The organism is Geodermatophilus sp. FMUSA9-8 (assembly GCF_037034165.1).
Taxonomy (GTDB): Bacteria; Actinomycetota; Actinomycetes; order Mycobacteriales; family Geodermatophilaceae; genus Geodermatophilus; species Geodermatophilus nigrescens.
Window position 1 is genome coordinate 88658 of the sequence record NZ_JBAGKE010000005.1, and the last position, 14272, is coordinate 102929.

The following is a 14272-nucleotide window of genomic DNA, read 5'->3' on the forward strand; positions in this document are numbered from 1 at the left end:
CCGCGGGGGTCACTTCCGGCCGTTCCCGTTGCCGTTACCGCCGGAGTTGCCGTTGCCGTTCCCGTTGCCGTTCCCGTTGCCGTGGCCGGTCCCGGCCGGGGCCGCGGGGGCCGGGGCGGCCTCCTGGGTGGTCACGGTCGGGGCGTCCTGCACCGGCGCGGGGGCCGGGGCGGGCGCGGGCGCCGGGGCGGGCGTGGTGGCGCGGGCGGCCTCGCGGGCGGCCTGGCGGGCGGCGTTGCGCTGGTGGGCCATGTCGCTCACCCGGCTGCCGGTCGCGTAGCCCAGGTGCGAGCCCTCGCTGACCCAGGCGCCGAAGGTCTGGCCGTCGCGCGGGCCGGCGAGCCACTCGGTCTCGCTGACCTCGGGCTCGGTGACCGGCTCGGTGACCTCGGGGGTCGGCTCCGGGGTCGGCTCGGGAGTCACCTCCGGGGTCGGCTCCGGGGTCACCTCGGGAGTGGGTTCCGGAGTCACCTCCGGGGTCGGCTCGGGAGTCACCTCGGGGGTGGGCTCCGGGGTCACCTCGGGCGTCTCGGTGACCTCAGCGGACTCCTCCGAGGCGGTGGCGAACAGGCCGGCGTCCTGGCCGGGCAGCGCGCCGGCGGTGGCGCCCGCGGTGAGGGCGAGGGCGACGACGCCGGTCGCGGCCGCGCACTTGGCGGCGATGCCGGCGGCGGCGAGCTTGGCGGTGAGCGTGGTGAGCAGCATGCGGGGTCTCTTCCGTGAGGCCCGGGCGGGGCGCCCGGTCGTCCGCGTGGACGGTTCCGACTGGTCGGTGAGCAGACCGGTCGCCAGCAGCTCGGCCAGGGCCGCGTTCGGCCGGCCCGGCTCGGTGGCGCAGGCCCGGACCGCGTCGGTGAACGCGGCCAGGGACCGTGCGCCCTCGGGCACGGGACGGCCGGTGAGGCAGGCCTCGAGGGCTGCCTCCGCGGCGCGGTCGTCGGCTGGCGTGGTCATCTCGCCCCCGTCATCGCCGGACGGGCCCGCAGGGGTGCGCGGGGCGCCGTCGTCTCCCCCGCCGGGGTGACCCGGGCCGGGGCCAGCTCCTCCTGCAGCCGGCGCAGGCCGCGCCGCTGCAGCGCCTTCACCGAGCCCACCGAGCGGCCCATCACCGCGGCCACCTGCTCGACGGTCAGGTCGGCGAGCACCCGCAGGAGCAGCACCGACCGCTGGTCGGCCGGGAGCCCCGCGCACAGGCGGTGCACGGTCTCGGTCCCGAGCCGGGCCAGCACGTCGTCCTCCACGTCCCCGCCGGGGAGCGCGGCCAGCGCGTCCGCGCCGTCGTCGGTGACCACCGGGCGGCGGCTGCGCCGCCGGTGCTCGTCGACCAGCCGGCGGTGGGCGATGGTGAACACCCACGACCGCAGGGCCGCCTCGTCGCCGGTGAAGCCGGGCAGGCCGCGGAAGACGGCGAGGAAGGTCTCGCTCGCCGTGTCGTCCGGGTCGGGCGCGCCGTGCAGGCGCAGGTAGCCGGTGACCACCGGGGACAGGTCCCGGTAGAGCACCTCGAACGCCCAGGCCGCCCCCGCGCGCGCGGCCGCGAGGACGTCGTCGAACGCCGGGCCCACCGCCATCCGCACCTCCGTCGCCGTCCCCCGTGCGGGGACGACATCGGCAGGCGGAGGACGGAACTGGACCGTCCGTCACCCGGTCAGGGGGCGGTGGTGCCCCGCGCGGTCTCCTGCTCGACGACGAGCGGCAGGTCCTTGAGCCGGTCCAGCCCCTGCAGCGGACGGCGCATCCGCTGGTTGCCGGCCAGCCGCTCGCGGTTGCGCTCGAGGAACGCCCAGTAGCCCGCCGTGTAGGGGCAGGCGTCCTCGCCCAGCCGCCGCCGCGGGTCGTAGGGGCAGCGGCCGCAGTAGTCGCTCATCCGGTCGATGTAGGCGCCGCCGGCCGCGTAGGGCTTGGTGGCGAGCATCCCGCCGTCGGCGTGCTGGCTCATGCCGACGATGTTGGCCACCATCACCCAGTCGTAGCCGTCGACGAACGTGCGGTGGAACCAGTCGGTCATCTCGCGCGGGTCGATGCCGCGCTGCAGGGCGTAGTTGCCGAGCACCATCAGCCGCGGAATGTGGTGCACCCAGCCGTCGCGGCGCAGGTCGCCCAGGACGCCGGACAGGCACGCGGCGTCGACGGCGGTGTCGTCGAGCTCGGCCATCCAGTCCGGCACCGGCTCCAGCGCCCGCAGCGCGTTGGCGTGCCGGTAGTGGCGGCCGAAGTGCCAGTAGGTGTGCCAGATGTAGTCACGCCACCCCATGAGCTGCCGGATGAACCCCTCGACGGAGTTCAGCGGCAGCGGCTCGCCGTCGGCGGCACGGGCGCGGGCGGTGTCCTCGGCGGCGTGCACGACCTCCAGCGGGTCGAGCAGGCCGAGGTTGATGGCCGGGGACAGCAGTGAGTGGGCCATCCAGCGCTCGTCGGCGAGCATCGCGTCCTCGTGCGGGCCGAAGACGCCCAGCCGCGCGGTGAGGAAGTCGGCCAGCCGGGTCAGCGCCTCCTCCCGGGTGACCGGGAAGCGCCGCGGGCCGTCGTCGCCGACGAAGGACACCGAGCCCTCCGCCTCCCACCGGTCGAGGTCGGCGCGCACCTGCTCGTCGATCTCGTCCTCGGCCGGCCACCACGGCTCGGGCGCCGGCGAGCGGCCGTCGCGCGGGGCGGGCTCGCGGTTCTCGTGGTCGCGGTTCCACTGCCCGCCGAGCGGCTCGGCGCCGTCCATGAGGACGCCGAGACGCCGGCGGGCGTCGCGGTAGAAGTCCTCCATGAGCAGCCGGCGCCGTCCCCGGCCCTCGGCCCAGCGGGCGAACTCGCCCTGGGAGCTGACGAAGCCGCGCGCGGCGAGCACCTCGAGGCCGGGCCGCTGCAGCACGTAGTCGCGGCTGCTCCAGGTCGTGGGCGCGCAGACGCTCAGCGGCTCGTCGTAGCGGTCGAGGGCCTCGGCGTAGGTGGTGACCTGGTGCAGGTCGGCCTGGTCGCCGAGCTCGGCGGCGCGGTGGCGCAGCGCGGAGAGCACCAGGTGCGCCTTCTGCCGGTGGAACCGGCGGCGGGCGAAGACCGCCTTCGACTCGATCAGCAGGACCGGCTGGTCGGGCCGGTCGAGGAAGTGCGGGCCGAGCTGGTCGGCGAACAGCCAGCGCCGCGTGGCCGGCGACCGCTCGGGGAAGTCGGCGAGTGCGGGGTCGTGCTGCTCGGGACCCGGTCCGCCCGTCGCTGGGCGCTCCATCCGCCTCACCTCCCGGCGGACATGGTGGGTGGACCGTTAGGCTCGGCGCGACTCGGGCCATCGACTCTCCGGTGGCCGGCACGTGTTCCCGCTGGAGGTCGACCGCTGTGAACCGCGCGAAGCGCGCCGCCGTTCTGGGTGCCCTCGTGGCCGCCCCGGTCGCCCTCGGCGCCTGCAGCGCCGGGCAGGTCTCGCAGACCGGGACCCAGGACCGCGACAAGGTGGGCCCCCAGGCGCAGGTCGAGGACATCCTGCTGCGGCAGGTCCAGCTCGGCTACCCCGAGGGCGGCGCCTACGAGGAGGGTGACGACGCCACGCTGGTGATGACGATCGTCAACGCCTCCAACGAGGCCGACACGCTCACCGGCATCGAGGGCGAGGGCTTCTCCGGCCTGCGCGTGGCCGCCACCGGGCCGACGCCGTCGCCGTCCTCCCCCGCGGGCGACCAGCCGACCGCCACCCCGACGCCGGGCACCACCGGCGCCACCCCGGGCGCCGTGCCGTCGGCCCCGGCCGCGCCCACGGGCTCGGCGCCCACCGCCAGCTCCCGGGTGGCGCTGGAGATCCCCGCCGACACCTCGCTCTACATCGGCCGCGGCGGCGACTCGACCATCACGCTGCTCGACCTCGAGGAGCCCCTCACCACCGGTCAGTACCTGACCTTGACGCTGACCTTCGAGCAGGCCGGCGAGGTCCAGGTGCAGGCGCTGGTGGCCGAGCCGGACGAGGTCGTCGAGCGCGGCGAGCCGTTCGACTTCCACGAGGGCGAGGGCGGCGGCGAGGGCGAGAACCCGGAGAACGAGGAGGACACGCAGGCCGAGTGAGGCCTGCCGCGTCCTCCCCGGGACTGTCGGTACCGCCACCTAGCGTGGCGGCGTGCCCTCCGGAGTGAAGTCCGCCCGTCCCGCCCACCGCTGCACCGAGTGCGGTTTCTCGTCGGCGAAGTGGATGGGCAAGTGCCCGGAGTGCCAGGCCTGGGGCACCCTCCAGGAGGTCGGCCCGGCGGCGCCCGCGCTGCGGGCGGTCGCCGCGGGCCCGGTCACCGCGCCGGCCCGGCCGATCGCCCAGGTCCAGCTCGACGGCGCCCGCGCGGTGGCCACCGGCATCGCGGAGTTCGACCGCGTGCTCGGCGGCGGCCTGGTGCCCGGTGCCGTGGTGCTGGTCGCGGGCGAGCCCGGCGTCGGCAAGTCCACGCTGCTGCTCGAGGTCGCCCACCGGGTGGCGGAGTCCAACGGGCCCACGCTGGTGGTCTCCGGTGAGGAGTCCGCCGCGCAGGTGCGGCTGCGCGCCGAGCGGATCGGCGCCCTGCACGACCGGCTGTACCTGGCCGCCGAGACGGAGCTGTCGGCGGTGCTCGCGCACGTCGAGCAGGTGGCCCCCTCGCTGCTTGTGCTCGACAGCGTGCAGACCGTCCGCTCCTCCGCGGTCGACGGCACCGACGGCGGCGCCACCCAGGTCCGCTCGGTGGCCACCGCGCTCACCGCCGTGGCCAAGTCCCGCGGGATGACCACGATCCTGGTCGGCCACGTCACCAAGGACGGCGCGATCGCCGGCCCGCGGGCGCTGGAGCACCTGGTCGACGTCGTCGTCTCCTTCGACGGCGAGCGGCACTCCACGCTGCGCCTGGTGCGGGCCACGAAGAACCGGTTCGGCCCGGCCGACGAGATCGGCTGCTTCGAGATCGGCGACGGCGGCGTGGTCGGGGTGCCCGACCCGTCGCACCTGTTCGTGTCGCGGCGCACCGCGTCGGTGCCCGGCAGTTGCGTCACGGTGACCATGGAGGGCAGCCGGCCGCTGCTGGCCGAGGTGCAGGCCCTCGTCGCGCAGAACACCGGCGGCGGCTCGCCCCGGCGCGCGGTCAGCGGGCTGGACTCGCAGCGCGTGGCGATGGTCAACGCCGTCGTCGAGCGGCGCGGCGGGGTCCGGCTGGCCGACGCCGACGTGTTCGCCGCCTCCGTCGGCGGGGTGAAGATCGCCGAGCCGGCGGCCGACCTGGCCCTGGCGCTGGCCATCGCGTCCGCGTCCCGGGACACCCCGCTCCCCGAGGGCCTGATCGCCCTGGGCGAGGTCGGGCTGTCGGGCGAGATCCGGCGGGTCGGCGGCACCGGACGGCGGCTGGCGGAGGCCGCGCGGCAGGGCTACCGGCTGGCGCTCGTGCCGCCCGACGCCGGCCCGGCGCCCAAGGGCCTGCGGCTCATGGAGGTGCCCGACCTCGGCGCGGCCCTGCACAACCTGTTCCCCGGGTGACCGCCGAGCCGGACCGGGGCGGTCCCGTCCCCGCACCCCGCTCCCGACCGGCCGCGACGCGTGCCACGTAGACTCGGCCGCCGAACCGCGTCGACGTCAGGAGCGCCCGTGCCGCCCGCTGTGGACTCCGAGGTCGCCCTCCGCGAACTCCTCGGCCGCATCGCACCGGGGACGGCGCTGCGGGACGGCCTCGAGCGCATCCTGGCCGGCCGCACCGGCGCGCTGATCGTGCTCGGCTACGACCGGGTCGTGGAGTCCATCTGCACCGGCGGGTTCGCCCTCGACGTCGCCCTCTCGGCCACCCGGCTGCGCGAGCTGGCCAAGATGGACGGCGCGGTGATCCTGTCCTCCGACGGGCTGCGCATCGTCCGCGCCGGCGTGCACCTCATGCCCGACCCGACGGTCCCCACCGAGGAGTCGGGCACCCGGCACCGCACCGCCGAGCGGGTCGCGGTGCAGACCGGCTTCCCGGTGATCTCGGTCAGCCAGTCCATGCACATCATCAGCGTCTACGTGGCCGGCCGGCGCTATACGCTCGAGCACCCGACGACGATCCTCGCCCGCGCCAACCAGGCCCTCGCGGCGCTGGAGCGCTACAAGCTGCGCCTCGACGAGGTCGCCAGCACGCTGTCGGCGCTGGAGATCGAGGACCTGGTCACCGTCCGCGACGCCATGAGCGTCAGCCAGCGGCTGGAGATGGTCCGCCGGATCGCCGACGAGATCGAGGGCTTCGTCGTCGAGCTCGGCACCGACGGCCGGCTGCTGGCCCTGCAGCTCGACGAGATGCTCGCCGGCGTCGAGGAGGACCGCGCGCTGCTCGTGCGCGACTACCTGCCCGGCGGCGCCGCCCGGCGGCCGCGCACCATCGAGGACGTCCTCGCCGACCTGCGGACGCTCTCGGCCACCGAGCTGCTCGACCTCTCGGCGGTGTCCCGCTGCTACGGCCTGCCCACCTCGGCCGACGCGCTCGACTCCCCCGTCAGCCCCCGCGGCTACCGCCTGCTGGCGCGCGTGCCGCGGCTGCCGGCGGCGATCATCGACCGGCTGGTGGAGCACTTCGGCGGGCTGCAGAAGCTGCTCGCGGCCACCATCGAGGACCTGCTCGCCGTCGAGGGCGTCGGCGAGGCGCGGGCCCGCGGCATCCGCGAGGGCCTGTCCCGGCTGGCCGAGACCTCGATCCTCGACCGCTACAGCTAACGGATCCGCAGCGGCGCGTCCGGGCTGGTCTTGGCGTCCAGCCGCGCCCGCACCACGTAGTCCCCCGGCGCCACCGGCACCCGCGGGGCGGCGCAGGCCGGCTCGCTCGTCAGGCCGGTCCAGGTCAGCGGGAACACCACCTGCTCGCCGGGCTGCAGCGTGCGGGTGTCGCTGCTGCTGGCGGGCTGGCAGTCGTTGCTCCCCCACAGCCGGGCGCCGGCGCCGTCGACCAGCACCATCTCCTGCAGCTGGGCGTCCAGCGCCCGCGTGCACGGCACGGCGGCGGTGTTGGTGACCACGAGCTCCAGGGACACGGCGGCACCGGAGGGCGCCTCACCGGGGGTGCGCACCTCCAGCGCGATCGAGCCGTCGGCGCACGCCGCACCGGCCTCCTGCGCCGGGGGCGCCGGCGTCTGCGGCGCGGGCGGCGTCGTGCTCGGCGCGGGGGTGGGGGTCTGCACGCCGGCCAGCGACGGGACCACCCGGTCCAGGGCGGGGGGCCCGGCGTCGGGCTCCGGGGTCGTCGGAGAGCCGCCGGCGGCGGCGGAGGTGCCCGAGCCGGTCACCAGCGACACCAGCAGCCAGCCACCGCCCCCGAGGACGGCCAGCAGGAGGGTCAGCACCAGCAGCCGCCGCCGCCAGTAGACGGCGGCCGGCAGGGGTCCGACCGGGTGCAGCACGGGGCCGACGGTAGTGCGCCGCCGCGACCGCCCGGCACAGGGCACGCCGCCGCCGGCGCCGGGCGGTCCGCCGACCACCGCGGGGCACACTGGACCCCCGTGAGCAGCACCGCCGGACTCGGGGACGCCCTGGTCGACTGGTACGACACCGCCGCCCGCGACCTGCCCTGGCGGCAGCCGGGCGTCGACCCGTGGGCGGTGCTGGTCAGCGAGGTCATGCTCCAGCAGACGCCGGTGGCGCGCGTGGCGCCGGTGTGGGCCGACTGGATGGCCCGCTGGCCCACGCCCGCCGACCTGGCCGCCGCCTCCCCCGCGGAGGTCATCCGCGCCTGGGGCAAGCTCGGCTACCCGCGGCGGGCGCTGCGGCTGCGCGAGACCGCCGTCGCGCTCGTGGAGCGGCACGGCGGCGCCGTCCCGGCCGACGTGGCGGCCCTGGAGGCCCTGCCCGGCGTCGGCACCTACACCGCCCGCGCCGTGGCCTGCTTCGGCCACGGGCAGCCCCAGCCGGTCGTGGACACCAACGTGCGGCGGGTGGTGGCCCGCCTGGTGCACGGCCGGGCGGAGGCGGGCACCGCGCGCGCCTCCGACCTGGCCGACGTCGCGGCGCTCGCCCCGGCCGGCCGCGAGCGCGCCTGCCGGTTCTCCGTGGCCGCGATGGAGCTCGGGGCGCTGGTGTGCGTGGCCCGGACGCCGCGCTGCGCGGTCTGCCCGGTGCGGGACCGCTGCGCGTGGCGGCTGGCCGGCAGCCCGGCGCACGACGGCCCGGCCCGCCGGGTGCAGCGGTTCGTCGGCACCGACCGCCAGGTGCGCGGGCGGCTGCTGGACGTCCTGCGGGCCGCCGAGGGCCCCGTGGCGGCGCCCCTGCTCGACGCCGCCTGGGACGACGCCGCGCAGCGCGCCCGCTGTCTGGACTCGCTGCTCGCCGACGGGCTGGTCGAGCAGACCCCCGACGGCCGCTTCGCGCTGCCCGCCTGAGCCGGCCCGTCCTCGCTCCCCGCAACGCATCCTGGCTCACCGCGACGCGACCTGGCTCACCGTCGGCGGTGAGGCAGGACGCAGCACGATCAGGCCACCTGATCCCGGCCATCCCCCGGACGCGGCGAGGGCCGCCCCCCGCGGTGCGGGGGACGGCCCTCGTCGGTGCTGCTAGCTGCTCACTCCTTGGTGAGCGAGGTGGTGCCGCCGCCGTCCTCGTCGTCGCCGACGGTCAGCGCGACCGGCGGGGAGTCGGGGACGTCGATCGGCTTGGCCTCGCCGCGGAAGGTGAACGTCGCGGTCGGGCCCTCGCCCTCGACGTCCACCACGATGATCTGACCGGCGGTCAGCTCGCCGTAGAGGATCTTCTCCGAGAGCGCGTCCTCGATCTCGCGCTGGATGGTCCGGCGCAGCGGCCGGGCGCCCAGCACCGGGTCGAACCCGCGGGCCGCCAGCAGCTTCTTGGCGTCCTGCGTGATCTCCAGCGACATGTCCTTGTTGGCCAGCTGGCCCTCCACCCGGGCCACCATGAGGTCGACGATCTCGATGATCTCGTCCTCGGTGAGCTGGTGGAACACGACGATGTCGTCGATGCGGTTGAGGAACTCCGGCCGGAAGTGCTGCTTGAGCTCCTCGTTGACCTTGAGCTTCATCCGCTCGTAGTTCGACTGGTTGTCGTTGCCGACCTGGAAGCCCAGACCCACGGCCTTGGAGATGTCCCGCGTACCGAGGTTGGTCGTGAGGATCAGGATCGTGTTCTTGAAGTCCACGATCCGGCCCTGACCGTCGGTGAGCCGGCCGTCCTCGAGCACCTGCAGGAGCGTGTTGAACACGTCCGCGTGCGCCTTCTCGATCTCGTCGAAGAGGACGACCGAGAACGGCTTGCGCCGCACCTTCTCGGTCAGCTGGCCACCCTCGTCGTACCCGACGTAGCCGGGAGGGGCACCGACGAGCCGCGACACGGTGAACCGGTCGTGGAACTCGCCCATGTCGATCTGGATGAGGGCGTCGTCCTCGCCGAACAGGAACTGCGCGAGCGCCTTGGCGAGCTCGGTCTTACCGACACCCGAGGGGCCGGCGAAGATGAACGAACCACCCGGACGACGCGGGTCCTTGAGCCCGGCCCGCGTGCGACGGATCGCCTGCGAGACGCTCTTGATGGCCTCTTCCTGGCCGATGATCCGCTTGTGGAGCTCGTCCTCCATGCGGAGCAGACGGGTCGTCTCCTCCTCGGTGAGCTTGAAGACGGGGATGCCGGTCCAGTTGGCCAGCACCTCGGCGATCTGCTCGTCGTCGACCTCGGCGACGACGTCCATGTCGCCGGCCTTCCACGCCTTCTCGCGCTCGGACTTCTCCGACAGGAGGGTCTTCTCCTTGTCGCGCAGCGACGCGGCCTTCTCGAAGTCCTGCGCGTCGATCGCCGACTCCTTCTCGCGGCGGATGCCGGCGATCCGGTCGTCGAACTCGCGCAGGTCCGGGGGCGCGGTCATCCGCTTGATCCGCATCCGGGCGCCGGCCTCGTCGATCAGGTCGATCGCCTTGTCGGGCAGGAAGCGGTCGGAGATGTAGCGGTCGGCCAGCGTCGCGGCGGCGACCAGGGCGCCGTCGGTGATGCTGATCCGGTGGTGGGCCTCGTAGCGGTCCCGCAGGCCCTTGAGGATCTCGATCGTGTGCTGCAGCGTCGGCTCGCCGACCTGGATGGGCTGGAAGCGGCGCTCGAGGGCGGCGTCCTTCTCCAGGTGCTTGCGGTACTCGTCGAGCGTGGTGGCACCGATCGTCTGCAGCTCACCGCGGGCCAGCATCGGCTTGAGGATGCTGGCGGCGTCGATCGCGCCCTCGGCGGCACCGGCACCGACGAGGGTGTGGATCTCGTCGATGAACAGGATGATGTCGCCGCGGGTGCGGATCTCCTTGAGGACCTTCTTCAGGCGCTCCTCGAAGTCACCGCGGTAGCGCGACCCGGCGACCAGCGCGCCGAGGTCGAGCGTGTAGAGCTGCTTGTCCTTGAGCGTCTCGGGGACCTCGCCCTTGACGATCGCCTGGGCCAGGCCCTCGACGACGGCGGTCTTGCCGACGCCGGGCTCGCCGATGAGGACGGGGTTGTTCTTGGTCCGCCGCGAGAGGACCTGCATGACCCGCTCGATCTCCTTGGCGCGCCCGATGACCGGGTCGAGCTTGGAGTCGCGCGCGGCCTGGGTCAGGTTGCGGCCGAACTGGTCGAGCACCAGCGACGTGGAGGGGGTGCCCTCGGAGGGGCCGCCGGCCGCGGCCGGCTCCTTGCCCTGGTAGCCCGACAGCAGCTGGATGACCTGCTGGCGGACGCGGTTGAGGTCGGCACCCAGCTTGACCAGGACCTGCGCGGCGACGCCCTCGCCCTCGCGGATCAGGCCGAGCAGGATGTGCTCGGTGCCGATGTAGTTGTGGCCGAGCTGCAGCGCCTCGCGCAGCGACAGCTCGAGGACCTTCTTGGCACGCGGGGTGAAGGGGATGTGACCGGACGGGGCCTGCTGGCCCTGGCCGATGATCTCCTCGACCTGCTGGCGGACCCCCTCGAGCGAGATGCCGAGGGACTCGAGCGCCTTGGCGGCGACACCCTCACCCTCGTGGATCAGGCCCAGGAGGATGTGCTCGGTGCCGATGTAGTTGTGGTTGAGCATCCGGGCCTCTTCCTGGGCCAGGACGACCACCCGACGGGCTCGGTCGGTGAACCGTTCGAACATCTGCTGCTTCTCCTCTGACCGGCTGGTCCGGCACTGTCCTCCCCGGAGATGGGGAGGAGCACCCGACGTCCGTCGGCGCGCTGGGGCACCGGTCTTTCCACTGTAGTCACGGACCACGCCGTCCCGTCGGCACTCGACCGGGGGTCGGGAGGTGGCTGCCCGGTCCAACCGATGGTGGACGAGCGGTGTTCCGGGAGCGTTACGCCGTCAGCGGACGGCGCGGCGCACCCTGTCGGCCTACCGGCCTCCACCGCGGCCAGGTGCCGGGTCACCCTGCACGGAGCCGAAAGCCGTCGGCCCGCGGGAGGAGACGCTGCGCGCCCCCGCCACGCGGGCCGACCGCCGACCGCGTCGGCGTGCTCAGAGGTCCGACTAGTGCGCGGCCTCGTACGCCTCGACGACGCTGGCCGGGATGCGGCCGCGGTCGCTGACGTCGTGACCGTTCTTGCGGGCCCAGTCGCGGATGGCGCCGGCCTGCTCGCGGTCCATCCGGCCACCGCCGCCCGTGGCGCGGGAACGGCCACCGCCGGAGGCCCGGCCGCCGCTGCCGCGGCCGACCTTGCGGGCCGCCTGCACGTAGCGGGAGAAGGCGTCGCGCATCTCCTTGGCGTTCTTGTCGGAGAGGTCGATCTCGTAGCTCGTGCCGTCGAGGGAGAAACTCACCGTCTCGTCGGCGGGGACGTCCTCGTCGAGGTCGTCACTGAGGATCACCTGCACCTTGCGCGCCATTCGTGTTGCCTTCCTCCTTCTCGGCCCCCGTGGCCGGACAATTGCCGCCGCCCATTGTGGGCGGCGCGGCCATTCCACCACGGAACGGCGCGTCCGCACCAATTCCGGTGCGGCCTGTCGCTCTTTCCGGGGATGAATTCCGGCGGAACGAGAACGGGGTGTTTCAGGAAAGGGGCCGCACGAGAGGGAAGAGGATGGTCTCGCGGATGCCGAGTCCGGTGAGCGTCATCATCAGCCGGTCGATGCCCATGCCCACGCCACCGGTGGGCGGCATGCCGTACTCGAGCGCCTCGAGGAAGTCCTCGTCGAGCACCATCGCCTCGGGGTCGCCGGCGGCGGCGAGCAGCGCCTGCTGGGTGAACCGCTCGCGCTGCACCACCGGGTCGACGAGCTCGGAGTAGCCGGTGCCCCGCTCGATCCCGCCGATGTAGAGGTCCCACTTCTCGGCCAGCCCCGGCGTCGTCCGGTGGGCGCGGGTGAGCGGCGAGGTGTCCACCGGGTAGTCGACGACGAACGTCGGTGCCTGCAGGGAGTCCTGCACCAGCGCCTCGAACAGCTCCTCGACCACCTTGCCGGGCAGCCAGGCCGGGTCGACGCCGACGTCGTGCCGCTCGGCGAGCGCCCGCAGGTGCTCCACCGGCGTCTCCGGAGTGACCTCCTCGCCGACGGCGTCGCTGACGAGCGAGTACAGCGGCACCTGCGGCCACTCCCCCGACAGGTCGACCTCGGTGCCGTCGTGGTGGCGGGCGGTGTGGTCGCCGAACAGCGCGGCGCAGCACTCCTGGACCAGCTCTCGGGTGGTGCGGGCGACGTCGGTGTAGTCGGCCCACGCCTCGTAGTACTCGAGCATCGCGAACTCCGGCGAGTGCGAGCTGTCGGCGCCCTCGTTGCGGAAGTTGCGGTTGATCTCGAAGACCTTCTCCAGGCCGCCGACGATGCAGCGCTTGAGGAACAGCTCCGGGGCGATCCGCAGGTACAGGTCGAGGTCGAAGGCGTTCATGTGCGTGCGGAACGGCCGCGCCGCGGCGCCGCCGTGCACCGTCTGCAGCATCGGCGTCTCGACCTCGAGGAAACCGCGGCCGGTGAGCCCGGTCCGCAGCGCCGCCATCACCTGGGCGCGCTGGCGCACGGTGCGGCGGGCCTCGTCGCGGACGATGAGGTCGACGTAGCGGCGGCGGACCCGCAGCTCCTCGCTCATCGGCTTGTGCGCCACCGGCAGCGGGCGCAGCGCCTTGGCGGCCAGCTGCCAGGAGTCGGCGAACACCGACAGCTCCCCGCGCCGCGAGGTGCCGACCTCGCCCTCGACGAAGACGTGGTCGCCGAGGTCGACGTCGGCCTTCCACGCGTCGAGGGACTCCGTGCCGACCCGGTCGCGGGAGAGCATGACCTGCAGCTCGGCGTCGCCCTCGCGCAGCGTCGCGAAGCACAGCTTGCCGGTGTTGCGGCTGAAGATGACCCGCCCGGTGACGCCCACCCGCTCGCCGGTCATGGTGTCCGGCTCGAGGTCGGGGAAGCGCTCGCGGACCCCGGCCAGCGACGTCGTCCGGGCGACCGTGACCGGGTAGGGGTCGGCGCCGGTCTCGCGCAGCCGGTCGAGCTTGGCCCGGCGCACCCGGAGCTGTTCGGGGAGCTCGTCGTCGACGGGGCCGGGAGGCAGGTCGGTCACGGCGCCCGAGCCTACGGCCGTGCGCCGCGCCACCCCCGGCGTGCTCCTACCGGCGGCCGGCCGCCTGCTGCCGCTCGAAGGCCAGCCGCAGCCCGTGCACGGTGAGGTCGGGCTCCCGCTCGGCGATCGTCCGGCAGCTGTCGGCCACCAGCGGCGCCAGTCCCCCGGTGGCGACGACGACCGGCGCGGCGCCGAACTGCGCCACCAGCTCGGCGGCGATCCGCCCGACCAGCCCGTCGACCAGGCCGGCGAACCCGAGCACGACGCCGGACTGCAGCGCCGCCACGGTGTTCTTGCCGATCGCCTGCGGGGGCACGGTCAGCTCGACCGAGCGCAGCTGGGCGGCCCGCGACGCGAGCGCCTCCAGGCTCACCTCGACGCCGGGGGCGAGCGCGCCGCCGAGGAACTGCCCGTCGGGGCCGACGGCGTCGACGTTGGTGGAGGTGCCGAAGTCGACCACCACGACCGGCCGGCCGCCGCCGTCCGGCGTGCGGCCGAACAGCTCGTGCGCGGCCAGCGCGGTGACCACCCGGTCGGCGCCGACCTCGCGCGGGTTGTCCACGTGCAGCGGGACGCCGGTGCGCACGCCGGGGCCGATGAGCACTACCGGCACCTCGAGGGAGTCCAGCAGCTGCCGGAGCGCCGGGAGCAGTGCCGGCACGGTGGAGCAGGCGGCGACGCCGGTGACCTCCGTGTCGCGCAGCAGCCCGCGCCACAGCATCCGGATCTCGTCGGAGGTGGCCCGCGGGTGCGTCGTCACCCGCCAGCACCCGACCCGGCGGGCGCCGTCGAAGGTGGCCAGCACGGTCTGGCTGTTGCCGACGTCGACGGTGAGCAGCAC

At 74.5% G+C, this 14272-nt stretch carries 12 protein-coding genes; 4 read left to right on the forward strand and 8 right to left on the reverse strand.

Going from position 1 to position 14272, the window contains the following annotated elements; genetic code table 11:
- Positions 1 to 9: 9 nt before the first annotated feature.
- The 3 genes from WA616_RS12115 to WA616_RS12125 form a co-directional block, all read right to left on the reverse strand.
- Positions 10 to 954 carry a hypothetical protein gene (locus tag WA616_RS12115; protein ID WP_336030106.1) on the reverse strand — a complete coding sequence of 315 codons (945 nt, stop codon included), beginning with the start codon at positions 952 to 954 and terminating at the stop codon, positions 10 to 12.
- Positions 951 to 1571, reverse strand: coding sequence for an RNA polymerase sigma factor (locus WA616_RS12120; protein ID WP_336030108.1), 621 nt, complete (start codon positions 1569 to 1571; stop codon positions 951 to 953). The genes WA616_RS12115 and WA616_RS12120 overlap by 4 nt, the downstream gene beginning before the upstream one ends.
- Positions 1572 to 1648: 77 nt before the next feature.
- Entirely contained in the window at positions 1649 to 3217 is a 1569-nt protein-coding gene (locus tag WA616_RS12125; protein WP_336030110.1) for a cryptochrome/photolyase family protein, read from the reverse strand.
- A gap of 107 nt (positions 3218 to 3324) precedes the next feature.
- Here WA616_RS12125 and WA616_RS12130 point away from each other — a divergent pair, with 107 nt between their 5' ends.
- The 3 genes from WA616_RS12130 to disA all read left to right on the forward strand — a co-directional run bounded on the left by WA616_RS12130 (position 3325) and on the right by disA (position 6661).
- The gene (locus WA616_RS12130; RefSeq protein WP_336030113.1) at positions 3325 to 4041 is read left to right on the forward strand and encodes a hypothetical protein; all 717 of its coding nucleotides are present in this window, start codon (positions 3325 to 3327) and stop codon (positions 4039 to 4041) included.
- A gap of 52 nt (positions 4042 to 4093) precedes the next feature.
- Complete coding sequence (radA, locus tag WA616_RS12135; RefSeq protein ID WP_073418376.1) at positions 4094 to 5464, forward strand: DNA repair protein RadA; 1371 nt, start codon at positions 4094 to 4096, stop codon at positions 5462 to 5464.
- 108 nt (positions 5465 to 5572) lie between these two features.
- A complete protein-coding gene (gene disA, locus WA616_RS12140; RefSeq protein ID WP_139252791.1) occupies positions 5573 to 6661 on the forward strand; it encodes a DNA integrity scanning diadenylate cyclase DisA in 1089 nt (362 codons plus the stop codon).
- Here the strand turns inward: disA and WA616_RS12145 are convergent.
- Positions 6658 to 7341 (reverse strand): MucR family transcriptional regulator, encoded by a 684-nt coding sequence (locus WA616_RS12145; RefSeq protein WP_336030120.1) that lies wholly within the window; start codon positions 7339 to 7341, stop codon positions 6658 to 6660. The two genes, disA and WA616_RS12145, sit on opposite strands and share 4 nt — an antisense overlap.
- A 99-nt stretch (positions 7342 to 7440) precedes the next feature.
- On the opposite strand from WA616_RS12145, the gene WA616_RS12150 reads away from it, so the two are divergent.
- The gene (locus tag WA616_RS12150) at positions 7441 to 8316 is read left to right on the forward strand and encodes an A/G-specific adenine glycosylase (RefSeq protein WP_336030122.1); all 876 of its coding nucleotides are present in this window, start codon (positions 7441 to 7443) and stop codon (positions 8314 to 8316) included.
- A gap of 179 nt (positions 8317 to 8495) precedes the next feature.
- On the opposite strand, the gene WA616_RS12155 is transcribed toward WA616_RS12150, so the two are convergent.
- From WA616_RS12155 to WA616_RS12170, 4 genes are all read right to left on the reverse strand, one after another.
- Positions 8496 to 11036 (reverse strand): ATP-dependent Clp protease ATP-binding subunit, encoded by a 2541-nt coding sequence (locus WA616_RS12155; RefSeq protein WP_336030124.1) that lies wholly within the window; start codon positions 11034 to 11036, stop codon positions 8496 to 8498.
- A gap of 372 nt (positions 11037 to 11408) precedes the next feature.
- Positions 11409 to 11765, reverse strand: coding sequence for a histone-like nucleoid-structuring protein Lsr2 (locus tag WA616_RS12160; RefSeq protein WP_073418367.1), 357 nt, complete (start codon positions 11763 to 11765; stop codon positions 11409 to 11411).
- 163 nt (positions 11766 to 11928) lie between these two features.
- A complete protein-coding gene (gene lysS / locus WA616_RS12165) occupies positions 11929 to 13431 on the reverse strand; it encodes a lysine--tRNA ligase (RefSeq protein WP_336030126.1) in 1503 nt (500 codons plus the stop codon).
- A 46-nt stretch (positions 13432 to 13477) separates the two neighbouring features.
- Positions 13478 to 14272, reverse strand: a complete 795-nt coding sequence (locus tag WA616_RS12170; RefSeq protein ID WP_336030128.1) for a type III pantothenate kinase — start codon at positions 14270 to 14272, stop codon at positions 13478 to 13480.

Excerpts from the sequence above, each read along its gene's own strand:
- WA616_RS12155 (WP_336030124.1), bottom strand. The coding sequence starts at position 11,036 with ATGTTCGAACGGTTCACCGACCGAGCCCGTCGGGTGGTCGTCCTGGCC.
- WA616_RS12160 (WP_073418367.1), bottom strand. The coding sequence starts at position 11,765 with ATGGCGCGCAAGGTGCAGGTGATCCTCAGTGACGACCTCGACGAGGAC.
- WA616_RS12115 (WP_336030106.1), bottom strand. The coding sequence starts at position 954 with ATGACCACGCCAGCCGACGACCGCGCCGCGGAGGCAGCCCTCGAGGCC.
- WA616_RS12120 (WP_336030108.1), bottom strand. The coding sequence starts at position 1,571 with ATGGCGGTGGGCCCGGCGTTCGACGACGTCCTCGCGGCCGCGCGCGCG.
- WA616_RS12125 (WP_336030110.1), bottom strand. The coding sequence starts at position 3,217 with ATGGAGCGCCCAGCGACGGGCGGACCGGGTCCCGAGCAGCACGACCCC.